This is a genomic window from Microbacterium sp. DWRC1-3, from assembly GCF_049896645.1.
GTDB classification, from domain to species: Bacteria; Actinomycetota; Actinomycetes; order Actinomycetales; family Microbacteriaceae; genus Microbacterium; species Microbacterium maritypicum.
In genome coordinates this window covers 451,827-476,937 of record NZ_JAFCUS010000001.1, presented here as the reverse complement: position 1 = coordinate 476,937, position 25,111 = coordinate 451,827, and the positions used below count along the sequence as shown (strand labels likewise).

Sequence of the window (25,111 nt, the reverse complement as noted above, 5' to 3'; positions counted from 1 at the left end):
CGTCAGGCGTGCTCCTCGTCGGGCGAGATGGTGGCACCGGCCGGGTTTCCGGTGCTCTTCTCCATGTCGATCGCCTGCTGCAGAAGCACCACGGCGGCGACCTGATCCACAATGCTACGAGAGTTCTTCTGAGATCTCCCCGAGCTACGCAGAGCGGCGTGGGCGCTCACGGTGCTGAGACGCTCGTCCACCAGCCGCACGGGAACACCGCTTCTCGTGTGAAGGGCAGCGGCGAACTCCCGCGCGTCCGTGGTCGATGCCGTGTCGGCACCCTGCATGTTCACGGGGAGGCCGACCACGAATTCCAGGGGGTCGTACTCCCCCGCGATCTGCACGAGACGATCGATCGATGCGTCATCCCGCGGCACGGTCTCGACCGGGACGGCGAGCATCCCGTCAGGATCGCAGCGTGCGACACCGACTCTCGCCCTGCCGACATCGATGCCGAGCCGCACACCGCGGCGGAAGCCGCTCACGCGCTGTGCAGCTCCTGTGAGATGGCGTCGAGCGCCGCGGGAAGGGCCGCGGCATCCGCGCCACCACCCTGCGCGACATCGTCGCGACCGCCGCCACCGCCACCGAGCACGCCTGCGGCGCGCTTCGCCAGCGCCCCTGCCTTCGCGCCCGCCGTGCGTGCCGCATCGTTGGTGGCCACGACCACGACCGGACGCCCGTTGACCACGGCACCCAATGCCACGACCGCAGCATCCGAACCCAGTCGATCGCGGACGCCGTTCACGAGGTCGCGCACATCATCCGCGGAGGCGACATCGCCGAGGTTCTGCGCCGCGAGGCGGAACGCTCCGACGCGCGTCGCCGCCTCGACGATGGAGGGAACCTGTCCGGCGCGCTCCTTCGCCTCGAACTGCGCGATGCGCTTCTCCGCCGCCTTCAGGCTCGCCGTGAGATCGGCGATGCGCTCGGGAAGCTGCTCACGCGGGGTCTTCAGCGAGCTGGTCAGCTGCGAGACGATCGCCCGCTCCGCCGCCAGCTCGCGGAAGGCGTCAGCACCGACGAGCGCTTCGATGCGTCGGTTGGAGGCTCCGACGGAGGACTCTCCGACCAGGCTCACCAGACCGATCTCCGCGCTCGTGCTCACGTGCGTGCCGGCGCAGAGTTCTCGCGACCAGGGGCCGCCGATGTCGACCATGCGCACGACGTCGCCGTACTTCTCGCCGAACAGAGCCATTGCTCCGGCTTCCTTGGCCTCGTCGAGCGAGACGATGCGCGTGGTCACCTCGAGGGAGTCCTGCACCGCGCGGTTCGTGATCTCCTCGATCTCGCTGCGGGTGTCGGCCGAGAGGGCCTGCGACCAGGAGAAGTCGAAGCGCATGTAGCCGGCGCGGTTCAACGAGCCCGCCTGCGTGGCGGTCGGACCGAGCGTGTCACGGAGTGCGGCGTGCACGAGGTGCGTGGCCGAGTGCGCCTGACGCGCGGCACGGCGGTTGGCGGCGTCCACGACCGTCGTGGCGATGTCGTCGACGGCGACGGTTCCGCGCGTGACCTCGACGGTGTGGCTGATCAGGCCGGGGACCGGCTTCTGCACATCGATCACCTCGAGCGCGTAACCGGGACCGACGATGGTGCCCTTGTCGGCCACCTGTCCACCGGACTCCGCGTACAGCGTCGTCTCGGCGAGCACGACCTCGGCGATCTGGCCCTCGGATGCGCTGCGCACCGGAGCACCGTCGACGAGGAGCCCGAGCACACGCGACTCGACCTCCAGCGCGGTGTAGCCGTCGAATCCGGTCTCGCCCAGGGCGCGCAGCTCACGGTAGACCGACACGTCGGCGAGCTGCCGCTTGCGGTTGCGGGCGTCGTCCTTGGCACGCTGACGCTGTTCCTGCATGAGCGTGTCGAAAGCGGCACGGTCGACATCGAGGCCCGCTTCCTCTGCGACCTCGAGAGTGAGGTCGATCGGGAAGCCGTAGGTGTCGTGTAGCAGGAAGGCCTCGGGTCCGCTGAGCGTCTTCCCGCCGCCCTTCCTGGTCTCGTCGAGCGCGAGGTCGAGGATCGTCGAACCGGCGACGAGAGTGCGACGGAACGTCTCCTCCTCGGCGAAGGCGGACGACGACAGGACGGACCAGTCCTTCTCGAGCACCGGGTATGCCGACTTCATCGCGTCGCGCGAGGCGGCGAACAGCTCGGGGAACACGGGCTCGTCGACGCCGAGCAGACGCATCGCCCTGACCGTGCGGCGCATCAGACGGCGCAGGATGTAGCCGCGACCTTCGTTGGAGGGGCGCACGCCATCGGAGAGGAGCATGAGCGAGGAGCGCACATGGTCGGCGACCACGCGGAAGCGCACGTCGTCCTCGTGCTGGGCGCCGTAGGAGCGGCCGGACAGCTCGATCGCGCGGTCCAGCACCGGACGCACCTGGTCCGACTCGTACATGTTCTCGACGCCCTGCTTGATGAACGCGACGCGCTCGAGACCCATGCCGGTGTCGATGTTCTTCATCGGCAGCTCGCCGACGATGTCGAACTCCGTCTTGCCGCGGATGTTCTCGATGAAGTCCTGCATGAACACGAGGTTCCAGATCTCAAGGAACCTCGAGTCGTCGACGGCGGGACCGCCGTCCTTGCCATACGAGGGACCTCGGTCGAAGAAGATCTCCGAGTCGGGACCGCCGGGCCCGGGCTGGCCGGTGTTCCAGTAGTTGTCCGCGCGTCCGAGGCGCTGGATGCGCTCGGGCTTCAAACCGATGATGTCGCGCCAGATCGCTTCGGCCTCGTCGTCGGTCTCGTAGACCGTGACCCAGAGGTCCTTCTCATCGAAGCCGAGGCCGCCGTCCGACTCGGAGCTGGTGAGCAGCTCCCAGGCGTACCGGATCGCGCCTTCCTTGAAGTAGTCGCCGAACGACCAGTTCCCCAGCATCTGGAAGAACGTGCCATGGCGCGCCGTGCGTCCCACCTCTTCGATGTCGTTGGTGCGGATGCACTTCTGCACGTCGGCGATGCGCGGGTGAGGCGCAGGCACGACGCCGGTGAGATACGGGATCATCGGCACCATGCCGGCCACCGTGAACAGCAGAGACGGGTCGTCGCTGACCAGGGAGGCAGAGGGGACGATGAGGTGGTCGTTCTTCTCGAAGAAGTCGAGGTAACGCTGCGCGATCTCCGCAGTTTTCATGGGGTGCCGGGTGTCCTTGCGTGAAGATGCTGCGCCGAAGCGCGGCGATGGTTCAGTTCTTGCCCGGCTCCGTGAGCCGTGCCTCCTGCTCGCGGTAGGCGTCGCCGATGATCGCGGTGAACCCGTTGATGCGGGCATCAACCTCGGCGAGGATGTCGTGGCCGCGGGGGTCCTTGTTCATGAAGTGCGCGGCGACGAAGCCACCGATCACACCGATCAGGAACCACTGCATGCTCTTCATGACGTCATCCTTGCCCTTGATCCGCGAAGGCGCGGTGTCACCATCGTATGCGGAAACGACAGGAGGCGTCGGGAATCCCGACGCCTCCTGCCTGATTGCTCTATCGCTGGATCAGCGAGCTGCGTAGTACTCGACGACGAGCTGCACTTCACAGGTCACGGGGACCTCGGCGCGCTTCGGACGACGAACCAGACGCGACTGGAGCTTGTCGAGCTCGACCTCGAGGTAGCCCGGAACGGGGGGCAGAACCTCGGCGTGACCGCCGGCTGCTGCCACCTGGAAGGGCTCGGTGCCCTCGCTCTTGGCCTTGACGTGGATGAGCTGACCCGGCTTCACGCGGAACGACGGGCGGTCGACGAGCTGTCCGTCGACCAGGATGTGACGGTGCACGACGAGCTGGCGAGCCTGCGCGGTGGTGCGGGCGAAGCCCGAACGCACGACGAGAGCGTCGAGACGCATCTCGAGCAGCTCGACCAGGTTCTCACCGGTCAGACCGTCCTGACGACGAGCCTCGTTGAAGGTGTTGCGCATCTGCTTCTCGCGGATGCCGTACTGCTCGCGAAGACGCTGCTTCTCACGCAGACGGACGGCGTAGTCGCTGTCTGCCTTGCGCTTGGTGCGGCCGTGCTCGCCCGGAGCGTAGGGACGCTTCTCGAGGTAGCGGGCGGCCTTCGGGGTGAGAGCGACGCCGAGGGCGCGGCTGAGACGCACCTTGCGGCGGTCCTGGGACTTCGTGGTCACGAAGTTTTCCTTCCGATGACGTGGTCGCGTCTTTCACGACTCACGGACGTATCGTCCGCGTTCTGCCTTGGAGCGCACGCCGGGGCGCCAGCAAGGTGGGGTGTGAACGAGGAGATGCCCGAAAACTCGGTTTCGAGCCGCTCAAGTCTAGCAGATCGCCCTCATCCGCCGGATCGGCGCGGTCAGCGGTCGCCGAGGATGCGGCGGATGCGCTCGAGACGGGCACCGATGTCGCGCTCCGCCCCGAGGTTCTTCGGCTCGTAGTAGTGCCGCCCGTCGAGTTCGTCCGGCAGATACTGCTGCGGCACGATCCCGAACTCGCTGTCGTGCGAATAGACGTATCCCCGACCGTGCCCGAGGCGCTTGGCCCCCGGGTAGTGCGCATCCCGCAGGTGCAGCGGCACCCGGCCGAAACCGCCGGCACGGATGTCGGCGATGGCCGCGTCGATGCCCACGTAGGCCGCATTCGACTTGGCGGTGGTCGCCAGGTAGACCGTCGCTTCGGCGAGGGGGATGCGCCCTTCCGGCATGCCGATGAACGCCACGGCGTCGGCAGCGGCGACCGCGATGGCGAGGGCCTGCGGGTCGGCGAGGCCGACGTCTTCGGACGCGGAGATCACCAGACGCCGGGCGATGAAGCGCGGGTCCTCGCCCGCCTCGATCATGCGGGCGAGATAGTGCAGCGCGGCGTCGGGGTCGGACCCCCTGATCGACTTGATGAACGCGCTGATGACGTCGTAGTGCTCGTCGCCCTGTCGGTCATAGCGCAGCAGCGCCTTGTCGACTGCCTGCGAGATGTCGTCGGCGGACACCTCCGGCACGCCCTGGCTCTCGGACGCGTCTTCGGCATCCGCCTCGGCGGCCGTCGCGTGGGACAGCGCAACCGCGGCGCCCGCCTCCAGACCCGTGAGGGCGCGACGGGCATCACCCGAAGCGAGCCGGACGAGGGCCGACCGGGCCTCATCGCTGAGGGCGACTGCTCCGTTGAGTCCGCGGGCGTCGGTCACCGCCCTGTCGACGAGCAGACCGATGTCGTCGTCGGTGAGCGGTTGCAGCGTCAGCAGCAGCGAACGCGAGAGCAGCGGCGAGATCACCGAGAACGACGGGTTCTCGGTGGTCGCGGCGATCAGGATCACCCAGCCGTTCTCGACACCGGGAAGGAGCGCGTCCTGCTGCGCCTTCGTGAAGCGATGGATCTCGTCGAGGAAGAGGATCGTCGTCTGCCCGTAGAGGTCGCGCTGCGTCACGGCCTCCTGCATGACCTCGCGCACGTCCTTCACCCCGGCGGTGATCGCGGAGAGCTCGACGAAGCGACGACCCGACGAGCGGGCGATGGCCTGCGCGAGCGTCGTCTTCCCGGTGCCCGGCGGGCCCCACAGGATGATCGACACGGCCCCGGGCGCGGTCGCCTCGGGATCGGCGAGGGCGACGATCGGAGAGCCGGCGCGCAGCAGATGACGCTGCCCGGCGACCTCGGCGAGGGAAACAGGGCGCATGCGCACGGCGAGGGGCGTCTGCCCGGAGAGCAGCGCGGCAGGGGACGTCATCATCCCAGGCTAACGGCGGTCTCCGACACTTCGGCGAACCTCCGCCATCCCGGTAGGCTCTCAGGCGACGCCGTGGAGCGGCGTTCGGATGGGAGACCAGGGCATGGCCGCACGCGGTTCGAAGAACGCACAGTCGCGCACGTCGGCGGAGCGCGCACGACTGCACGCCGCGCGCACCCAGTGGCACGAGGGGCAGATCCGCCGTCGTGTCCGCGACAACACGATCGCCGCCATCGTCGGCAGCCTCATCGTGGTCGCGGCGATCGGCAGCCAGGTCGTGCACGCCCAGGTCACGGCCCCGGAACCGGAGCCCACCCCCACGCCGTCCGTCGAGCCGTCCACCGCTCCGACCGAGGCGCCGACGGAGACCCCCGCCCCCGTCCCCTCGGACGCGCCCGCCGAGTGATCGGCAGAGCCCTCCGCCGCTGCGCTCGCCGTTCTCCCCGGCTCACGGCTCGATCACAGCGAGGCGATAGCCCCGCTTGACGACGGTCTGGACGAGGTCGATCCCGCCCAGCGCCTCACGCAGTCGGGCGACGGCGGCCTCCACCGCATGACCGCTGCGTTCGCCGCCGGGGAGCATCCTCGCCAGCTCCGCCCTCGACAGCACCCGTCCACGAGCGAGGAAGAGCGCCTCGATCACTCCGGCGGCTCCACGGGGCAGGGGGATGAAGCACCCGTCGAGCACCACACCACCGCTGCGCACGTCGAGACGCCCGAGCTCGGTGAGAAGCGATCGTGCTCCGCTTCGATAGTGCGACAGGACACAGCTCGTCAGTCCTCCGGGCGCTGACGGCGCGACGTATCGCACGGGCAGGCGGGCGGCCCGAAGCCGACCCGCCTCCTCCTCGTCCATCGCGATCAGGAGCAACCGCCCCGCTTCGACCCTTCGGCGATTCGCGTCGAGGGTCCCTGTGCTCACCGCCGCCCCGACCCATGAAGCGGCGGACGCGGTGAAGAGCACCGCGTCGGCACCGCCGAAGCCCGCGCGATGCACGGCACGGCGAAGCACGGCCGGAGACGGAGCCGCCTCACGACGCCCTGGCACGCGCGTCACATCCGCTCCCCCCGCGCGGAGTGCACGTTCGAGGTCGTCGATGCCGGCCGCACGACTCGCGGCGAGAGAGGCGTCCGCGGCCCTCGTGTCGACCGAGACGATGATCCTGCATCCTGCGAGGACCGGGCGCGCCCCCGAACGCCCGGTCCTCATGCGGGGTTGTCCGCACGGAGCGGGGAACGGCGATGCCGCGCACCGTCCCGTTGTCGCTCGCCCCAGCCGATCGCCCCGGTCGCGCCCCGTTCCCGGAGCGGCTCCTCGGATCCCCTCCGTGCAGTCGACGCACCCTCTTCCGTCAGTGGCAGCGGTTCCTCGGAGATCCGCATTCCACTGTCGAGGAGGGGTGTGCGGCATGCGAGCCCCGCAGCGCTCAGCCGGTCCCGGAGCGCGAGGAGCTGGCTCCGACCCACTCCCTGCAACTCGATCCGGGAGCGGATGATCCGCGGGTGCAGGCCGAGATCCTGCGCGATGCGTCCGATGCCGATGAGCTGCTCGGGTGTGAGGGCTCCTCCTGCCACCGGCGAGACCACGGCACGAGTCGTGTCTGCTCGGACGTGCTCCTCCGGCCGCTCGCTCTCTTCCTGCCGGTGAGGCGTGCGCTGCGGGATCAGCTCGCCGGCGAGCGACGTGAGGGCGCGCGCCACGGCCAGCGTGCACCGCTCGCACCCCGGCTCCCGACCGAAGCGCGTGCCGACGCCGCTGAAGGTGAGCAGCCCCTCCCCTCGGAGCGCCGTGAGAAGCGCCCGCGGTGACATGCCGATGTGGATGCAGACCGCGGCGTCTTCGTCGTGCGTCGTCCGGCGCAGCTCGTCCGCCAGCCGCCCTCGCGACGCGACACCGACGAGCCGGCGAAGCGAGGCATGACCACTCGTGTCGCCCACCAGAACGGCGCCGAGGAGCGTGCGCGCGTCGTCCGTGAGAACGACCTTGCGGTACACGCCTGCGCCACGACGACGATCGGTGACGACCTCGATCCGGTCTGCGGTGTGGGGCTGCGACTCCCCGAAACTCACGACGTCGATTCCGGCGACGGTGTGATGCACGCCGTCCACGTGCCCGAAGAAGCGTCCCGCTCCCCCGCACAGCTGCGACGCCGCCGCTTCCGCCATGGCGCGCGCTGCTGGGGCCGCATCGATGCCGCGCCCGTCGAAGTTCGCGACCTCTCCGATCGCGAGGATGCGCGGATCGGACGTGGCGCAACCCTCGTCGACGATCACGCCGCCGAGCGGGTGCACGTCGAGCCCGGCGTTGCGCGCGAGTTCGTCCCGTGGCCGCACGCCGACAGTGAAGACCACGACATCGGCGCGTTGGAAGGTGCCGTCCTGGAACTCCAGCGCCGTGACGGCACCCGAGTCGTCGGCGTCGAGGCGGGTCGTCCTGGTTCGAGTGCGCACGGCGATGCCGCGCGCTTCGAGGCCCTCCTGCAGCACTCCTGCGCCGTCCCCGTCCAGCATCCCCGGCAGCAGGCGGTCCGCGTACTGCACGAGCGTCGTGCCCACACCCGCCTCGTTGAGCGCGAGGGCGGTCTCGACACCGTGCAGTCCCCCGCCGATCACGACGCCGCGCAGCGGACGACCGAGGCGGCGGGATCGCGTGTCGACGAACTCCCTCACCGATTCCGCATCCTCGATCGTGCGCAGCACGAAGCACCCGGGAAGACGCGCTCCCGACACGGCTGCACGCGCTGCGAAAGACCCCGTGGCCAGCACCAGCACGTCGTACGGGTACGTGCGCCGTGAGCGCGTGCGGGCCGTGCGTGCCGACCTGTCGATGTGCAGCACACGATCATCACGGATCAGGCGCACGCGATCGTCGCGGAAGACGGAGCGATCGAGCCGAAGCTCCGCGGCATCGCGCCCGGAGAGGACATCGACCAGGGCGGACCTGTCGTACGGACCGTGGGTTTCATCGCCGATCACGGTGACCCGCACGGCCGCACCGGGGTCGCGGAGCAGACTCTCGACGAAGCGGTGCGCCGCCATCCCCGCTCCGACGACCAGGATGTCGCTCGGCGGCGATGTGGTGTCCTTCATGCTGCTCCTGTCGACCGGAAGGCTGTCGTCCTGGCGACGATAGGAGGACCGTGTTACCTGCAGATGACGAGGAGTGCTCCCCGGATCGAACGTTCTCGTCACGAAACGGTAACGGTCGCGCGAGAAGTCGGGGCCTCACCCGCGGTGCTCCGGCGTACTAGGCTGAGCCTCGTCCTTTCCGCCTCCCGCGGCCCGACCGCGCAAGGAGAATCACGTGTCTGCCAACGAGCCCACGAAGCCGACTCCCCCCGTCCCCGGACCCCCCGCCGTGCCGATGCCGCGAAAGGCGCCGACACCGGCCGCCGTCGCGCCCGTCGCATCGGTGCCGGCCGCATCCTCGACCTCAGCCGAATGGGGTCGTGTGTCCGAAGACGGCACCGTCGAGGTCAAGGAGGGCGATGCCTGGCGCGTCGTCGGCCAGTACCCCGACGGAACTCCCGACGAGGCCCTCGCCTACTTCGTCCGCAAGTTCGACGACATCGCCTTCAAGGTGCAGACGCTCGAGCAGCGCCACCAGGCAGGCGGAGCTTCTGCCGGCGACCTGGCCAAGCAGGCTGCGCACCTGATCGAGGAGGCGACCGATGCCGCCGCCGTCGGCGATCTCGCAGGACTGCGCGATCGGCTCAACGCGCTCACCTCGTCGTTGTCGGAAGCCACCGAGCAGGAGGCGCAGCAGGCCAAGGAGCTCGTCGACAAGGCGATCGCCGAGCGCACGATCCTCGTCGAGCGCGCCGAGGAGATCGCCGCCCGCGACCTCAGCAAGGTGCAGTGGAAGCAGGTCACCGCCGAGCTCGGCGAGCTGTTCGACGCCTGGCAGGCGCAGCAGCAGAACGGACCGCGCCTGTCGAAGGGAATCTCCCAGCAGCTCTGGAAGCGGTTCCGCGACGCCCGTGCGATCGTCGACAAGCAGCGCCGTGCGTTCTACTCCGAGCTCGACGATGCGCACAAGGCAGCGCGCGACGCGAAGACCCGTCTGGTCGAACGCGCCGAGGCGCTCGCCCCCCGTGGCACGGACGGCATCCCCGCGTATCGCAACCTCCTCGACGAGTGGAAGGCATCCGGGCGCGCCGGACGCAAGGCCGACGACGCCCTCTGGGCACGCTTCAAGGCTGCCGGCGACGCTCTCTACGCCGCGCGTGCCGAGCAGGCCGCTGCGGAAGAGGCAGACTCCGCGCCGAAGATCGAGGCTCGTGAGGCCCTCCTCGAAGAGGCGAAGGCCGTCGCGGACGAGTCGAACATCAAGCGGGCCCGTGCACTTCTCACGCGCATCCAGCGGCAGTGGGACGAGATCGGCCGCGTCTTCCCCCGGGAGAAGGAGCGTGCACTCGACGACAAGCTCCGCGCGATCGAGCAGGCTCTGAAGGGCCGCGAAGACGTGGACTGGAAGAAGAACAACCCGGAGACCAAGGCACGCGCGAACGACATGAGTTCGCAGCTGCTCGAGGCGATCGAGAAGCTCGAGGCCGAGGTCGCCGCGGCGGAGAAGGCGGGCGACAAGAAGGCCGCCAAGGCCGCATCCGACGCACTCGAAGCGCGACGCGCCTGGCTGAGCGCCCTCGGCAGCTGATCCGTTCTCCACAGCTCACCCGCGAGCTCGGAAGAGGCGGGGTGCACTGCGCCAGACTGGCGTGATGCACCCCGCCTTTCTCTACGTCCCCGGTGAGCGGTTGAGCCAGTCGGAGCTGAGCGCCGCGCGGATCGACGGCCACGTGGTCGAGGTGGGCGACGCCTACGTCCCCGCTGACCTCATCGAGGGACCCGATGTCAGGGCCAGCACGATCGCCGCCCTGGTGCGGCCCGGAACCGCAGCCTCGGGTCCGACCGCCGCCTGGATCCACGGCGCCGGTGACGCCCCGCCCGCCGTGCATCACATCAGGCGCTGCGTCGAGAGGCGCATCAGAGCCGTCACCAGTTCACGACTCGTCTTCCACGACACCGTGGTGCCGTCGTTCGACCTTCAGCAGATCGGCGGAGTGCTGGTGTCGACGCCGATGCGGACGATGCTCGACCTCGCCACGACGCTGCACCGAGACCCCCGAGTGCTCACGTGGATGGACCGTCTCGCCATCGTGTTCCCCGAAGCGCCCGAGGCCGCGGGAGACGCGTTGCGCGACATGAGCCGTGTTCCCGGCAGTCGCGTCGGAATGGCCGTGCTGGAGCGACTCTCGCTCAAGAAGAGGTGACGCGGTAGACGTCGTAGACGGCGTCGATCCGGCGCACCGCGTTGAGCACACGGTCCAGGTGAACGGCGTCACCCATCTCGAACACGAAACGACTCAATGCCAGGCGCTCATCGGTGGTCGTGACCGTCGCCGAGAGGATGTTGACGTGGTGCTCGCTCAGAACGCGCGTGACGTCCGAGAGGAGCCCGGAGCGGTCGAGGGCCTCGACCTGGATCTGCACGCGGAACACGCTCTTGGTGGTCGGCGCCCAGGACACCTCGACGAACCGGTCCTGCTCGCTGCCGAGGGCCTTGACGTTGACGCAGTCGGCACGATGCACCGAGACGCCGCTGCCACGGGTCACGAAACCGACGATCTGATCCCCGGGAACAGGTGTGCAGCACTTGGCCAGCTTCACCAGGATGTCGTTGGCTCCACGAACGAGCACACCGGAGTCCCCGGATCGTGGCTCGCGGCTCGGAGCGCTGCCAGGCAGATCGATGGCACCCGTCGTGGGGTCGCTCGCCGCCACGAGAGCGGTGACCTTCTCCAGCACCGACTGGGTGGAGACATGCCCCTCACCGACGGCGGCGTAGAGTGCGGACACATCCTCGTAGTGCATGCCCCGCGCCACTTCCGTGAACGAATCATGACTCATCAGACGCTGCAGCGGCAGGTTCTGTCGGCGCATCGCACGGGCGATGGCCTCCTTGCCCTGCTCGATCGCCTCCTCGCGGCGCTCCTTCGTGAACCATCCGCGGATCTTGTTGCGGGCGCGGGTGCTCGCGACGAAGCCGAGCCAGTCCTGGCTGGGACCTGCGTCGGGGTTCTTCGAGGTGAACACCTCGACGACGTCGCCGCTCTTGAGCTCGGATTCCAGCGGAACCAGACGACCGTTGACCTTCGCACCCATCGTGCGGTGGCCGATCTCGGTGTGCACGGCGTACGCGAAGTCCACCGGCGTCGCACCCGACGGGAGTCCGATCACGCGGCCCTTCGGGGTGAAGACGTAGACCTCTTTCGCCCCGATCTCGAACCGGAGCGACTCCAGGAACTCACCGGGGTCGGCGGTCTCCGCCTGCCAGTCGGAGATGTGCGCGAGCCACGCCATGTCGGTGTCGGAGGCGCGGACCTCGGTCTTGCCACCGCCGTTCATCCGCTCCTTGTACATCCAGTGCGCCGCGACACCGTACTCGGCCTGCTGGTGCATCTCGTGCGTGCGGATCTGGATCTCGACAGTGCGGCCGGCGGGGCCGATCACGGTGGTGTGCAGCGACTGGTAGAGGTTGAACTTGGGCGTCGCGATGTAGTCCTTGAACCGGCCGGGCAGCGGAGTCCAGCGCGCGTGGATCGCGCCGAGCACGGCGTAGCAGTCGCGCACCGAGGCGACCAGCACCCGGATGCCGATCAGGTCGTAGATGTCATCGAACTCGCGACCGCGGATGACCATCTTCTGGTACACCGAGTAGAGCTGCTTCGGTCGACCGACCACCTTGCCGCGGATGCGGAGATCGCGCAGATCCTCGTCGATCTCCTCGACGACCTGGGTCAGGTACTTCTCGCGTTGCGGGGTGCGCTGGGCGATGAGGCTGTGGATCTCGTTGTAGATCTTCGGGTGCAGCACCGCGAAGGAGAGATCCTCGAGCTCCGACTTGATCGCCTGGATACCGAGGCGATTGGCCAGCGGCGCGTAGATCTCCAGCGTCTCCTTGGCCTTCTTCGCCGCCTTCTCGGGCGGGACGAAACCCCAGGTGCGCGCGTTGTGGAGACGGTCGGCGAGCTTGATCAACAGCACCCGGATGTCTTTCGACATCGCGACGATCATCTTGCGGACGGTCTCGGCCTGAGCGCTCTCGCCGTACTTGACCTTGTCGAGTTTGGTGACGCCGTCGACGAGCATCGCGACCTCGTCGCCGAACTCGGCGGTGAGGTCGGTCAGCGCATACCCCGTGTCCTCGACCGTGTCGTGGAGCAGTGCGGCCGCGATCGCCCGCGGTCCGAGGCCGAGCTCCGCGAGGATCTGCGCGACCGCGAGCGGGTGCGTGATGTACGGCTCGCCGCTCTGGCGCTTCTGGCCCTCGTGCTTCTCCTTGGCGACCGCGTAGGCCCTCTCGATGACCGAGAAGTCACCCTTGGGGTGATTCGCGCGCACCGTGCGGATCAGGTTGTCGAGGTCGTTGATCCTGGACGCGCGGGAGAAGATGCGGGGAACCAGCCGTCGCAGACTCGAACCCTGCGATGACGTCTGCGGTTCCGCCATCAACTCACCTCCCGATCAGTTCATCCTACGCGTGCTGGGCGGGACGAGCTCCCGCTGAGCCGACCGGTCAGACCTCGACCGACGCCTTGCTGCGGCTCTCGCGGATGCGGGCGTCGCGTGCCTTGAGCTGCGGCTCGTTCTCGCGGAACAGCGAGTAGAGCGGAGCAGCCACGAAGAGCGTCGAGTAGGTCGCCACCAGGATGCCGACGAAGATCGACAGCGAGATGTCGGTGAGTGACTCCGCACCGAGCCAGAAAGCGCCGATGAAGAGCACGGCGCCGACCGGCAGCGCTGCGACCACCGAGGTGTTGATGGAGCGCACCAGCGTCTGGTTCACGGCGAGGTTCACCGATTCACCGAACAGTCGGGCGGACTTCTCCCCGTCCTCCGTGGTGTTCTCCCGGATCTTGTCGAACACGACCGTGGTGTCGTACAGCGAGTACGCGAGGATCGTCAGGAAGCCGATCACCGCCGCGGGCGAGATCTCGAAGCCGGCCAGCGCGTAGACGCCCACCGTGATCACGAGCACGTCGAGCAGACCGATGATGGCCGCGGCCGACATCTTCCACGTGCGGAAGTAGATCGCGAGGATCAGGAAGGTCAGCGCGAGGAAGATCGCAAGACCCCACAGCGACTGCTTCGTGACGTTCTCGCCCCAGGCCGGGCCGATGAAGGAGGAGGTGACGGCAGAGGGCTCGACGCTGTAGGCCTTCGCCAGCGCCTCGCCGACCTGCTGGGTCTCCGCGGCGCTCATCTGGTCGGTCTGGACGCGGATGTCCGTGCCGTTGACCACGACGACCTTCGTCGCCGCTCCGGGCACGACCGACTGCACCGCGGTGGTCGCGGTGTCCTGCTCGACGCTGTCCGGCGCCTGAACGGTGAACTGCGATCCCCCGGTGAACTCGATCGAGAACTGGATAGGGCGGATGAGGGGCACGAGTGCCGATCCGACGACGAGAGCGATCGCGATGATGAACCACAGACGCCGCTTGCCGACGAACGGGAAAGAGGTCTTCCCCGAGTAGAGGTTGTTGCCGAACTCATTCATGGAAGGCATCAGGCGTCTCCCTCACTTCCGGCGTTGTTGGGTTTGTCACCCGCGAGGGCCTCGGCGCGCTTGCGTTCGGCGATGGTCTGTCTGCGATCCGCCTCACCGCGGGAGCGGGCGTTCTTCGCGCCCCGCCCTGCGGATACCGTGGTCACCTCGCGATACTGCGAGCGGCTGCGGTACACGGCGCCCAGAGCCTCGGGGTCGAGACCGGAGAGCTTGTGGCCTCCGCCGAAGAATCGCGTGCGAGCGAGCAACTGCATCACCGGATGCGTGAAGATCACGAAGATGAACACGTCGATGAGCGTCGTGAGGCCGAGCGTGAACGCGAAGCCCTTCACCGTGGCGTCGGCCAGGATGTAGAGCACGAGCGCCGCGAGGACGTTGATGGACTTCGAGATGTAGATCGTGCGCTTGGCGCGACCCCAGCCGTCTTCCACCGCAGAGGTGATCGACTTTCCATCACGGAGTTCGTCTCGTATTCGCTCGAAGTACACGATGAACGAGTCGGCCGTGAAACCGATGGAGACGATCAGACCGGCGACACCGGCGAGCGACAGGCGGAAGCCGATGCGCCACGCCAGGATGCAGATGATGATGTAGGTGAGGATCGCCATCACCGCGATCGACGCGATGATCACCGACCCGAGCGCGCGATAGACGATCAGCGAGTAGATCGCCACCAACGCGAGACCGATGAGTCCGGCGATCAGACCGATCTGCAGCTGCTGGGTGCCCAGCGTGGCCGAGATCGTGTCGGAGCTCTGCACCGTGAAGCTGAGCGGAAGAGCACCGAACTTGAGCTGGTCCGCGAGAGTCGTCGCGGTCTCCTGTGTGAAGCTGCCCGAGATGCTCGGCTTTCCGTCGAGGATCTGGCCGTTCATGCGCGGCGCGCTGATCACGTTGCCGTCGAGCACGAACGCGAACTGATCGCGCGGCGTGAGCCCGTCGATGCGGTTCTGGTTCAGACGGGTGCTGACCTTGCCGAAGGCGTCGGCCCCGTCGCCGTTCATCGTGAGCTGGACGAGCCATGCGCCCGACTTCGGATCGCGACCGGCCGAGGCGTCTGTGATGGCGGTTCCGTCGAGCTCGGCAGGTCCGAGGATGTACTTCGCCGTCCCGTCCGCCGAGCAGGCGATGAGCGGCTGGTCCTTCGGCGCCTTCGCGGCGTTGTTGTCGGGGTTCGCGCAGTCGTACGCCTGGAACTCCGCGGCCAGCTTGTCCGTGACCCAGGAGAGGTCGCTCGCGTCGGTCGGCTCGGCCGTCGGCGTCGAGTTGAGCCCCGGGTCCGGGCTCGGGTACGGCGTGGAGTTGCCGTCCTCGCCGACGAACTCGTTGGTCGCCGCCGTGGTGTACAGAACGGGGCGGAACTCGAGCTGAGCGCTCGACTGGATCCGCTCCCGCGTCTGCGCGTCGGCCTCACCCGGGATCTGGACGACGATGTTCTGTCCGCCCTCGGTGGTGATGTCGGCCTCGGCGACACCCGAGGCGTCGACGCGCTGACGGATGATCGCCGCGGCCTGATCGAGCTGCTCGGTCGAGGGGGCGGCGCCGTCCTCGGTCTCCGCGCTCAGGACGATCTGGGTGCCGCCCTGGAGGTCGAGGGCGAGCTCGGGTGACCACGAGCTCGCGGCCTCCCCGTTGCTGTCCTTGAAGACGTACACGCCCAGCGCGTTGATGCCGAAGAGCACGCCCGTCACGAGGAGCAGGCCGAGAAGGACCCGCCAGGCGTGACGGACGGGAGAGGATGAAGCCACGTGTGTTCAGCTTTCTGGAAGGACGGAGGTCCGAGCGGCCGCGTCGGCCCCGGGCTTACTTGTCGTCGGCGTCGCGCTCGAGGCGGGCGCGGGTCTCCTCGGGAGTCTCGACGGCCGGAGCGATCGACTCGTCGGCGACCTGCTCCTCGACGATCTCATCTGCCGACGCGTCGACGACGGCGTCCTTGGGCTCGACGACGCGCAGGATGGCCTGGCTGTGGACGTCGATGATGGTGCCGGGAGCGATCTCGACCAGCGCCGGCGTGTCGAGGTCTTCGGGGTCGTACGCGACGATCGTCCCGTAGATGCCACCCTGCAGGAGCACCTTGGCGCCCGGAACAGTCTTGGTGGCCTTCTCCTCCTGCTCTGCCTTCATCTGCTTCGTGCGCTTGCGCGTGTTGAAGATCATGAAGACGAGGAGGACGGCAAGAAGGCCGAAGAGCAGGAATTCCATGGGCATGGGGGAAGCGCCTTTCTCAGGTGCACGCTCCAGCCTTTGGGCGCGCGAAGGTAACCGGGAAGTCTCCAGCGATTATAGGTCATCCAACGTAAGCATCCCGTCCGGATGAGCGACGCCCAGATGCGCGTACGCCTCCGGCATCGCGACACGGCCACGGGGAGTGCGTCCGAGGAACCCGATGCGCACGAGGTAGGGCTCGACCACGCTCTCCACCGTCTCAGCCTCCTCGCCGACCGCCACCGCGAGTGTGCTGAGCCCGACCGGACCCCCGCGGAATCGACGCACCAGCGCTTCCAGCACGGCACGGTCCAGGCGGTCGAGGCCGATCGGATCGACGTCGTAGAGTTCCAGCGCCGCACGGACCTCGCGGATGGTCGCCACTCCCCCCGTGTGCACCAGGGCATAGTCGCGCACACGGCGCAGCAGACGGTTGGCGATGCGCGGTGTGCCGCGCGAGCGGCGGGCGATCTCGGAGAGCGAATCCGTCGGCAGATCGACGCCGAGGACGGCGGCCGAGCGGGCGATCACCTGTTCGAGCTCCGACTCCTCATAGAACTCCAGATGCCCCGTGAAACCGAAGCGATCACGCAGGGGGTTCGGCAGCAGACCGGAGCGCGTCGTCGCGCCGACGAGGGTGAACGGCGAGAGCTCGAGCGGGATGCTCGTCGCGCCCGCGCCCTTGCCCACCATGATGTCGATCCGGTAGTCCTCCATCGCGAGGTAGAGCATCTCCTCCGCGGAGCGCGCCATCCGGTGGATCTCATCGATGAACAGGACTTCGCCTGGCACCAGGCTCGACAGCAGAGCGGCGAGGTCTCCGGCGTGCTGGATCGCCGGACCGCTGGACAGACGCAGCGGACGCTCGCTCTCGTGCGCCACGATCATCGCGAGCGTCGTCTTGCCGAGCCCCGGAGGCCCTGCCAGCAGGATGTGGTCGGCCGGGCGGCTCTGGATGCGTGCGGCCTCGAGAAGGAGCTGCAGCTGACCGCGGACCTTCTGCTGTCCGACGAACTCCCCCAGGCTGGTCGGACGCAGCGCGCCCTCGATCGCGAGCTCGGTCTCGTCGGACGGCTCGCTGGCGTCGAGATGGTCAGACACGCGCCTGGCCTCCCTGCGCCGGGCCGAGGAGGGCGAGCGTGCGTCGCAGGAGCGAGGCGACCGATGCGCGCTCCGCATCCGTGGCCTCCGCCGCCGTCTGGGTCGCGGCTTCCGCGGCGACCTTCTCGGACCAGCCGAGCCCGACCAGCGCTGCGGCCACCTGCGTCACGACGTCGGTTCCGCCCGCGGCCGCCGGCTTCGACGGCGCCGCGAAGGCCTGCACCTTTCCGGCGAGCTGCAGGACGATGAGCTTGGCCGTCTTGGGGCCGATGCCGGAGACGCGCCGGAACGGGGCGTCGTCCTCGGCCGTGACGGCTTCGGCGATCTGATCGGCCGTGAGGTGCGAGAGCACGCCCAGCGCCGACTTCGGACCGACACCGGTGACGCTGATGAGAAGTCCGAAGATCTCCAGCTCCCCCCGGTCGGCGAATCCGAACAGCGACAGGGAGTCCTCCCGCACGATGAGGCTGGTGTGCAGCCGGAGCTTCTCCCCCACCACCGCTGTGTGCGCGACGTCAGCGGGGACGGCGACGGCGAATCCGACCCCGCCCACGTCGATGACGACCTGATCGGATGTCGCATGCAGGACGACACCGTGCAGAGAGGAGATCATCCCCTCAGCCTACGGTGTCGCTCGTAGGTATGTTCGACCGACACGCTTCTCGGCATCGGCCCAGGCACGCTGCGCGGGAGTCAGCGCCGCCTGGCCGGAAGATGATGCGGCTCCGCCGCGACGCCATGCGTGGCAGAGGGCGATCGCCAGGGCGTCAGCGGCATCGGCCGGCTGCGGCAGCTCGTCCAGGCGCAGGATGCGCGCGATCATGGTCTGCACCTGTCGCTTGTCTGCGGCGCCGTATCCCGTCACCGCTGCCTTGACCTCGCTCGGGGTATGGGTGGCGGCAGGCAGCCCCGACTCGGAGGCGATCAGCAGCGCGACGCCACTGGCCTGCGCCGTTCCCATGACCGAGTGGGTGTTCTGCTGTGCGAACACGCGCTCGACGGCCACCGCGTGCGGACGGTGCTCGGCGATCACGGCGCGGATGCCGGCGGCGACGATCGACAGACGATCACCGATCTCCGCGTCCGGCGATGACCTGATCACGCCGACGTGCACCAGAGTCCCGCGACGCGAGCCGTCGACGTCGACGACGCCGACACCGCACCGGGTGAGCCCTGGATCGATGCCGAGCACACGCAGAGAGGAGGTCACTCCCCCAGGCTAGGCCGCAGGACCGACACCGGCCGCTCGGCGCGCCTACGCCTCGTCGTTCTCCAGCTCGGCCTGGACCTCGGGGGTCAGATCGAAGTTGGTGAACACGTTCTGCACGTCTTCGCTGTCTTCCAGGGCGTCGATCAGACGGAAGATCTTGCGCGCCGTGTCGGCGTCGATCTCGACCTTGAGGTTCGGGACGAACTCGACGTCGGCCGATTCGTAGTCGATCCCCGCTTCCTGGAGCGCGCTGCGCACGGCCACGAGGTCGGTCGCTTCGGTGATGACCTCGAAGCCCTCGGCGTGCGGCTCGATCTCCTCGGCACCCGCCTCGAGCGCTGCCATCATGACGTCGTCCTCGGAGGTGCCCTCGGAGCCGACGACGATGACGCCCTTGCGGCTGAAGTTGTAGGCCACGCTGCCCGGGTCGGCCAGCGTGCCGCCGTTGCGGCTGAGAGCCGTGCGCACCTCGGCGGCCGCGCGGTTCTTGTTGTCGGTCAGACACTCGATCATGAGCGCGACACCGTTGGGACCGTAGCCTTCGTACATGATCGAGAGGTACTCGACGGCTTCGCCGCCGATACCTGCACCGCGCTTCACCGCGCGATCGATGTTGTCCTTCGGGACAGAGGTCTTCTTCGCCTTCTGCACCGCGTCGAAGAGCGTCGGGTTGCCCGCCAGGTCAGGTCCGCCGAGCTTCGCGGCGACCTCGATGTTCTTGATGAGCTTGGCCCAGGACTTCGCGCGCCTGGAGTCGATGATGGCCTTCTTGTGCTTCGTGGTCGCCCACTTGGAATGCCCGGACATAAGTCTCCGCTCGTCGTATCCGCGTGAGCTCGCGCTCAGCGCGTCGTCCATTCTATCGAACGGCGCGGGTGGCGCAGGATGGAGGAATGCGCAGATCACGACACATCGCTCCTGCACGGCTCTCCTCGCACGTGCGCGACGGCGAGCCGACACCGGCCGACGCCTTGCGCTACCTGGTCCATCTGCCGGACGACTACGACGCCGATCAGGAGAAGCTCTGGCCCCTCGTGCTGTTCCTGCACGGTGCCGGAGAACGAGGTTCCGACATCGACCTCGCCGCCGTGCACGGCCCGCCGATGCTGGCGGATGCCGGCCGCGAGTTCCCCTTCGTCCTCGTCACACCCCAGTGCGCGGAGTCGAGTCAGTGGGTCGCCGAGGTCTCGACGCTGGCCGCACTTCTCGACGAGGTCGTCGCGGCGCACCGCATCGACCCGGCGCGCATATCGGTGACCGGACTCAGCATGGGCGGGTTCGGAACCTGGAGTCTGGCGGTGCGCTATCCGGAGCGGTTCGCCGCGATCGCACCGATCTGCGGCGGACTGTGGATGCAGAGCGCCGCGCCTGTGCGCAGCCTGCCCGTCTGGGGGTTCCACGGCGACGCCGACGATGTCGTGCCGATCTCCGCCACGGAGCAGATCGTGACCGAGCTCCAGTCGTTGGACGCCGACGTGCGGTTCACGCGATATGCGGGCGTCGGTCACGATTCCTGGACCGAGACGTACGCGAACCCCGAGTTCTACGACTGGCTGCTCTCCCACCGCCGGGTCGATCCCGACACGGACGGCACCGCACGATGAACACCGGAGCTGATCGCCTCCGGCCCGCCTGGACGACACTTCCTCCGTCGGTACGCGCACAGATCGTCGGGGCGATCGGGGGCGACTTCGTGACCGACCGGCCCGCACACGGCGGCTTCAGCGCCTCCTATGCGGGCACCGTGACGACCACGGCGGGTCATGCCTTCGTCAAGGCTTGCGGTGCCGACTGGCACGCGGACTCGCTGCACTTCCTCCGCGAGGAGATGCGCGCGCTCGTCCAGCTGCCGTCTTCGGTCGCTCCGCGCCTCCTCGCCACCTTCGACGACGCCGCGGGTGTCGCACTCGTCATCGAGGCGATCGACGGACACCACCCCGGTCGACCGTGGACGGTCGAAGACCTGCACGCCGTGGCTGAGGCTCTGCGAACACTCTCGACCACCGCCGCGCCGTCGGAGATGCCGCGAGCGGAAGACCGCATGATCCCCGGCTTCGCCCGGTGGGCGGAGATCGCCGCGGATCCCCGTCTCCTCGATGCTCTGCCCCACGATCTGTCAGTGCGGATGCCGCAGCTCCTGCGGATCGAGGAGGACCTCAGCGACGCCCTGCACGGCGACGTCATCGTTCATGACGACGTGCGCGCAGACAACATCCTCATCAGCGGCGCACGAGCGCACCTGCTCGACTGGCCGCATGCGCGCCGGGGTGCTGCGTGGGTCGACCTGCCCTGTCTGCTGCCGAGCATCGAGGCGTCGGGTGGGCCGACCTGCGAAGAGGCGTGGGCTGTGTTCGAAGACCACGATGCGCCGTCGCAGATCGAGTTGCTCCCCGTGATCTCCGCGTTCGCGTCGTTCCTCTGGTACCAGCAGGCACAACCGGAGATTCCGCAGCTCCCTGGCCTTCGCGCCTTCCAGCGCGCGCAGGCGGTTCCGGCGCTGCGCTGGCTCGCCACGCTGCTCTGATCAGACGCGCGGCGTCACCATCGCGCGTCGGCGCGCTTCGACCCGCGCGAGGAAGCGCTCATGGAAGCGCTTCTCCCCCGTGATCTCGGGGTGGAAGCTCAGCCCGAGCAGTTCTCCCTGCTCCACCGCGACGACGCGACCGTCCGGCAACGCCGCCAGCACCTGGGCACGCGGACCGACCGACTCGACCACGGGGCCGCGGATGAACGCCGCAGAGACCGGCTCCGTACCGAGAGCGGGGACGTCGAGCTCGGCCTCGAAGGACTCCACCTGACGTCCGAAGGCATTGCGGCGGACGACGACGTCGAGCCCGCCGAACGATTCCTGCCCGTCGATCGCGTCGACGATGTCATCGGCGAGCATGATCAGTCCCGCACAGGTGCCGAGCACCGGCATCCCTGCCGCGATCGCGTCGCGGATCGGCTGCTGCATCCCGAAGATGCGGGAGAGCTTGTCGATCACGCTCGACTCTCCACCCGGGATCACGAGGCCGCCCACCGACGAGAGCTCGTCGGGACGACGTACCAGAACCACGTCGGCGCCGAGGCTCGTGAGCAGGGCGGCGTGCTCGCGCACGTCGCCCTGCAGCGCGAGGACACCGACCCGAGTGCTACCAGCCACGCTCGGCGAGGCGGTGCGGTGCCGGGAGGTCGCTGACATTGATGCCGACCATAGCCTCGCCGAGACCCCGCGAAACCTCGGCGATGACCTTGGCGTCGTCGAAGAAGGTCGTCGCCTTGACGATCGCCTTCGCGCGCTCGGCGGGGTTGCCCGACTTGAAGATCCCGGATCCGACGAACACGCCGTCGGCGCCGAGCTGCATCATCATCGCCGCATCCGCAGGGGTCGCGACTCCGCCGGCCACGAACAGCACGACGGGGAGCTTTCCGGTCTCGGCGATCTCGGCCACGAGCTCGTAGGGTGCCTGCAGCTCCTTGGCCGCGACGAACAGCTCGTCCTTGGGCAGCGCGGTGAGCGCAGCGATCTCGCCACGGATCTTGCGGATGTGCTTCATCGCCTCCGAGACGTCACCGGTACCGGCCTCGCCCTTGGAGCGGATCATGGCCGCGCCCTCATTGATGCGACGCAGCGCCTCGCCGAGGTTGGTCGCACCGCACACGAACGGCACAGTGAAGCCGTACTTGTCGATGTGGTTCACGTAGTCGGCGGGCGAGAGCACCTCGGACTCGTCGATGTAGTCGACACCGAGCTCCTGCAGGACCTGCGCCTCGACGAAGTGCCCGATGCGGGCCTTGGCCATGACGGGGATCGACACCGCGTCGATGATGCTGTCGATCATGTCGGGGTCGCTCATGCGCGAGACGCCGCCCTGCGCACGGATGTCGGCCGGCACGCGCTCGAGCGCCATGACGGCGACGGCGCCGGCGTCTTCGGCGATCTTCGCCTGCTCTGCCGTGACGACGTCCATGATGACGCCGCCCTTGAGCATCTCGGCGAGTCCGCGCTTGACGCGCGAGGATCCGGTGGTTGTCTGCTCTGCCATGGGGAACTCCTGTCGGATGCACCGAAGTCGGTTTTGATCTAGGTCAAACATAGCACTGTCCGATTCGACCTAGAATCGCTGAGGAGGACCATGAGCGACCAGATCACAGGCACCACCGCATCGGACATCGCCGACAGCGTGCGTTCCCTGCGCGATCGCGGAATCCTCCACGCCGGTGCGGTGCTCCCCCCGGTGCGGGAGCTCGCGGCCACGCTGGGTGTGAACCGGAACACCGCCGTCGCGGCCTATCGACAGCTCGCCCAGGCGGGCCTGGTGATCTCTCGCGGCCGAGCGGGCACCGTCGTCGCCGGCCTCGAAGCGGTGGCGCAGGAGGGGTACGCCTCCGACACGGTGCTCCGCGACATCGGCACGGGGAACCCGGATCCGCGGCTCATCCCCGACCCGGCGCCCGCGCTGATGACCATCGCATCGCGTCCGGTGCTCTACGGCGAGCCCGTGATCGACGAAGGCCTCGAGCAGTGGTCGAGCCGGTGGATCACCGGCGATCTCGCAGAACACGACTTCCGGATCACGATCACGAGCGGCGCGGTCGACGCCGTCGAGCGCCTGCTGGCGCAGGCGCTGATGCGCGATGACGCCGTCGCACTGGAAGACCCCTGCTTCCTAGCGAGCATCCACACGGTACGACTCGGCGGGTACCGCGCGGTTCCCGTGCCCGTCGATGCCGAGGGCATGACGGTCGACGGCCTACGTTCCGCGCTGACGGCCGGAGTCCGCGCCATCATCTGCACGCCACGGGCCCAGAATCCGACCGGAGCGAGCCTCACCGCATCCCGGGCCGCTGAACTGCGCGATGTGCTCGCCGACCACCCCTACGTGCTGATCATCGAGGACGATCACTTCTCGATGCTCTCGCAACGGCCGTACGAGTCGCTCATCGGGCCGGACCACCGCCGGTTCGCCCTCGTGCGCTCCGTCTCGAAGTTCCTGGGACCCGATATGTGCCTGGCCATCGCGGCGACCGACGCCGAGACCGCCGAGCGCCTCGCGATGCGGCTGAGCCCCGGCACCACCTGGGTCAGCCACCTCCTGCAGCGTCTCGCCCTCACCCAGCTCACCGACGAGACGGTGCGGGCAGAAGTCGCCTCTGCCGCGGCGCACTACGCGCAGCGGAACGCCGCCTTCGCCGCCCGGCTGCGCGCGAACGGCATCGAGGCCACGGCATCCGACGGGTTGAGCCTGTGGGTGCGGTTCGGCCAGCCTGCACGCGCCGTCGCCGACCGGCTCATGCGGCGCGGGTGGCTCGCCCGCACCGGAGACGACTTCGCCCTCGACGAAAAGGCGGAGCCCTCGCACCACCTGCGCCTGACCGTGCACGACCTCTCCGACGACGAGGCCGAGTCCCTGGTCGCAGATCTCGTCGCCGCGGGGCGATGACCATCCACAGCGGGCATCGACCCGCCCTGAACGAAAGAGTCGGAGAATGAAGATCCTCTCCATCCAGTCAGCCGTCGCCTACGGGCACGTCGGCAACTCCGCTGCCGTGTTCCCCCTGCAGCGCATCGGCGTCGAGGTGCTCCCGGTCTACACCGTGACCTTCTCCAACCACACCGGCTACGGCGCCTGGCGCGGACCGCTGATCGCGCCCGACGACGTGCGCGAGGTCATCACGGGAATCGAGGAGCGCGGCGTGTTCGACCGGATCGACGCCGTCCTCAGCGGTTACCAGGGTGGTGAGGGCATCGGCGACGTGATCATCGACGCCGTCGCACGGGTCAAGGCCGCGAACCCGAACGCCGTCTACGCGTGCGATCCCGTCATGGGCAACGCGAAGTCCGGCTGCTTCGTCGCACCCGCCATCCCGGTGCTGCTGCGGGAGCGCGTCGTCCCGGTGGCCGACATCATCACACCGAACCAGTTCGAACTCGGCTTCCTCACCGACACCGAGCCGGACACGCTGGAGTCCACCCTCGCCTCTGTCGATCTCGCACGCGCCATGGGTCCGCGCACCGTGCTCGTGACCAGTGTCGAACGCCCCGACCGCGAAGAGGGCACGATCGAGATGCTCGCCGCCGACGACGAGGGCGCGTGGGTCGTGCAGACCCCGCACCTGCCGATGAAGGCGAACGGCTCCGGCGATGTGACCGCAGCGTTGTTCACCGCGCACTACGTCGAAACCGGAAGCGCGAAGATCGCCCTCGAGCGCACGGCGTCCAGTGTGTACGACCTGCTCAAGGCGACGCTCGAATCCGGTGAGCGCGAACTGCAGCTCGTCGAGGCCCAGGATTTCTACGCCCACCCGCGGATGCAGTTCACGGCACGTCAGGTGCGCTGAGCCCCGTCGTCTCGCTCACCGCTCGCTCGACCACCCCGGT

24 protein-coding genes are annotated in these 25,111 nt (G+C 68.4%); 7 read left to right on the top strand and 17 right to left on the bottom strand.

Annotated features, from left to right (window positions below):
• Positions 1-2: 2 nt before the first annotated feature.
• The 5 genes from ruvX to ACP699_RS02275 form a co-directional block, all read right to left on the bottom strand.
• Complete coding sequence (gene ruvX / locus ACP699_RS02295) at positions 3-476, bottom strand: Holliday junction resolvase RuvX (protein ID WP_055872485.1); 474 nt, start codon at positions 474-476, stop codon at positions 3-5.
• The gene (alaS, locus tag ACP699_RS02290) at positions 473-3,133 is read right to left on the bottom strand and encodes an alanine--tRNA ligase (protein ID WP_426168848.1); all 2,661 of its coding nucleotides are present in this window, start codon (positions 3,131-3,133) and stop codon (positions 473-475) included. The genes ruvX and alaS overlap by 4 nt, the downstream gene beginning before the upstream one ends.
• A gap of 52 nt (positions 3,134-3,185) precedes the next feature.
• The gene (locus ACP699_RS02285; protein ID WP_017830547.1) at positions 3,186-3,374 is read right to left on the bottom strand and encodes a hypothetical protein; all 189 of its coding nucleotides are present in this window, start codon (positions 3,372-3,374) and stop codon (positions 3,186-3,188) included.
• A 111-nt stretch (positions 3,375-3,485) separates the two neighbouring features.
• Entirely contained in the window at positions 3,486-4,115 is a 630-nt protein-coding gene (rpsD, locus tag ACP699_RS02280) for a 30S ribosomal protein S4 (RefSeq protein WP_017830546.1), read from the bottom strand.
• 182 nt (positions 4,116-4,297) lie between these two features.
• Complete coding sequence (locus tag ACP699_RS02275) at positions 4,298-5,665, bottom strand: replication-associated recombination protein A (RefSeq protein ID WP_426168843.1); 1,368 nt, start codon at positions 5,663-5,665, stop codon at positions 4,298-4,300.
• A gap of 100 nt (positions 5,666-5,765) precedes the next feature.
• On the opposite strand from ACP699_RS02275, the gene ACP699_RS02270 reads away from it, so the two are divergent.
• The gene (locus ACP699_RS02270) at positions 5,766-6,068 is read left to right on the top strand and encodes a hypothetical protein (protein WP_229778900.1); all 303 of its coding nucleotides are present in this window, start codon (positions 5,766-5,768) and stop codon (positions 6,066-6,068) included.
• Between the two features lie 42 nt (positions 6,069-6,110).
• Here the strand turns inward: ACP699_RS02270 and ACP699_RS02265 are convergent, their stop codons facing one another.
• Complete coding sequence (locus ACP699_RS02265) at positions 6,111-6,872, bottom strand: winged helix-turn-helix domain-containing protein (protein ID WP_164743666.1); 762 nt, start codon at positions 6,870-6,872, stop codon at positions 6,111-6,113.
• Positions 6,869-8,752, bottom strand: a complete 1,884-nt coding sequence (locus tag ACP699_RS02260; protein ID WP_426168839.1) for an FAD-dependent oxidoreductase — start codon at positions 8,750-8,752, stop codon at positions 6,869-6,871. Before ACP699_RS02260 ends, ACP699_RS02265 begins: the two co-directional genes overlap by 4 nt.
• Positions 8,753-8,966: 214 nt before the next feature.
• Between ACP699_RS02260 and ACP699_RS02255 the strand changes: the two genes are divergently transcribed.
• Together ACP699_RS02255 and ACP699_RS02250 are read left to right on the top strand one after the other, a co-directional pair.
• A complete protein-coding gene (locus tag ACP699_RS02255; RefSeq protein WP_200935128.1) occupies positions 8,967-10,319 on the top strand; it encodes a DUF349 domain-containing protein in 1,353 nt (450 codons plus the stop codon).
• A 64-nt stretch (positions 10,320-10,383) separates the two neighbouring features.
• A complete protein-coding gene (locus ACP699_RS02250; protein ID WP_426168835.1) occupies positions 10,384-10,935 on the top strand; it encodes a hypothetical protein in 552 nt (183 codons plus the stop codon).
• Here ACP699_RS02250 and ACP699_RS02245 read toward each other — a convergent pair.
• The 8 genes from ACP699_RS02245 to ACP699_RS02210 all read right to left on the bottom strand — a co-directional run bounded on the left by ACP699_RS02245 (position 10,922) and on the right by ACP699_RS02210 (position 19,554).
• Positions 10,922-13,174 (bottom strand): RelA/SpoT family protein, encoded by a 2,253-nt coding sequence (locus ACP699_RS02245; RefSeq protein ID WP_017830540.1) that lies wholly within the window; start codon positions 13,172-13,174, stop codon positions 10,922-10,924. The two genes, ACP699_RS02250 and ACP699_RS02245, sit on opposite strands and share 14 nt — an antisense overlap.
• Positions 13,175-13,241: 67 nt before the next feature.
• Positions 13,242-14,231: a protein translocase subunit SecF gene (gene secF, locus ACP699_RS02240; protein WP_055872480.1), complete on the bottom strand. Its 990-nt coding sequence runs from the start codon at positions 14,229-14,231 to the stop codon at positions 13,242-13,244.
• Complete coding sequence (secD, locus tag ACP699_RS02235; RefSeq protein WP_426168830.1) at positions 14,231-15,979, bottom strand: protein translocase subunit SecD; 1,749 nt, start codon at positions 15,977-15,979, stop codon at positions 14,231-14,233. The genes secF and secD overlap by 1 nt, the downstream gene beginning before the upstream one ends.
• 55 nt (positions 15,980-16,034) lie before the next feature.
• Positions 16,035-16,433 carry a preprotein translocase subunit YajC gene (locus ACP699_RS02230; RefSeq protein ID WP_017830537.1) on the bottom strand — a complete coding sequence of 133 codons (399 nt, stop codon included), beginning with the start codon at positions 16,431-16,433 and terminating at the stop codon, positions 16,035-16,037.
• A gap of 78 nt (positions 16,434-16,511) precedes the next feature.
• Positions 16,512-17,537, bottom strand: coding sequence for a Holliday junction branch migration DNA helicase RuvB (gene ruvB, locus ACP699_RS02225; protein ID WP_017830536.1), 1,026 nt, complete (start codon positions 17,535-17,537; stop codon positions 16,512-16,514).
• Positions 17,530-18,150, bottom strand: coding sequence for a Holliday junction branch migration protein RuvA (gene ruvA, locus ACP699_RS02220; RefSeq protein ID WP_426168826.1), 621 nt, complete (start codon positions 18,148-18,150; stop codon positions 17,530-17,532). Before ruvA ends, ruvB begins: the two co-directional genes overlap by 8 nt.
• Before the next feature lie 9 nt (positions 18,151-18,159).
• Positions 18,160-18,747, bottom strand: a complete 588-nt coding sequence (gene ruvC, locus ACP699_RS02215) for a crossover junction endodeoxyribonuclease RuvC (RefSeq protein ID WP_055868053.1) — start codon at positions 18,745-18,747, stop codon at positions 18,160-18,162.
• A gap of 45 nt (positions 18,748-18,792) precedes the next feature.
• Positions 18,793-19,554, bottom strand: coding sequence for a YebC/PmpR family DNA-binding transcriptional regulator (locus ACP699_RS02210; protein ID WP_017830533.1), 762 nt, complete (start codon positions 19,552-19,554; stop codon positions 18,793-18,795).
• 86 nt (positions 19,555-19,640) lie between these two features.
• Here ACP699_RS02210 and ACP699_RS02205 point away from each other — a divergent pair, with 86 nt between their 5' ends.
• Positions 19,641-20,351 (top strand): dienelactone hydrolase family protein, encoded by a 711-nt coding sequence (locus ACP699_RS02205; protein WP_426168822.1) that lies wholly within the window; start codon positions 19,641-19,643, stop codon positions 20,349-20,351.
• Positions 20,348-21,271, top strand: a complete 924-nt coding sequence (locus tag ACP699_RS02200) for an aminoglycoside phosphotransferase family protein (RefSeq protein ID WP_426168819.1) — start codon at positions 20,348-20,350, stop codon at positions 21,269-21,271. Before ACP699_RS02205 ends, ACP699_RS02200 begins: the two co-directional genes overlap by 4 nt.
• Here ACP699_RS02200 and pdxT read toward each other — a convergent pair whose 3' ends face one another.
• A complete protein-coding gene (gene pdxT / locus ACP699_RS02195) occupies positions 21,272-21,931 on the bottom strand; it encodes a pyridoxal 5'-phosphate synthase glutaminase subunit PdxT (protein ID WP_426168816.1) in 660 nt (219 codons plus the stop codon).
• The gene (gene pdxS, locus ACP699_RS02190) at positions 21,882-22,775 is read right to left on the bottom strand and encodes a pyridoxal 5'-phosphate synthase lyase subunit PdxS (protein ID WP_055868042.1); all 894 of its coding nucleotides are present in this window, start codon (positions 22,773-22,775) and stop codon (positions 21,882-21,884) included. The genes pdxT and pdxS overlap by 50 nt, the downstream gene beginning before the upstream one ends.
• 90 nt (positions 22,776-22,865) lie before the next feature.
• Between pdxS and ACP699_RS02185 the strand changes: the two genes are divergently transcribed.
• Positions 22,866-24,173, top strand: a complete 1,308-nt coding sequence (locus ACP699_RS02185) for an aminotransferase class I/II-fold pyridoxal phosphate-dependent enzyme (protein WP_426168812.1) — start codon at positions 22,866-22,868, stop codon at positions 24,171-24,173.
• A 46-nt stretch (positions 24,174-24,219) separates the two neighbouring features.
• Complete coding sequence (pdxY, locus tag ACP699_RS02180) at positions 24,220-25,071, top strand: pyridoxal kinase PdxY (RefSeq protein ID WP_127482324.1); 852 nt, start codon at positions 24,220-24,222, stop codon at positions 25,069-25,071.
• Positions 25,072-25,111 lie beyond the last annotated feature (40 nt).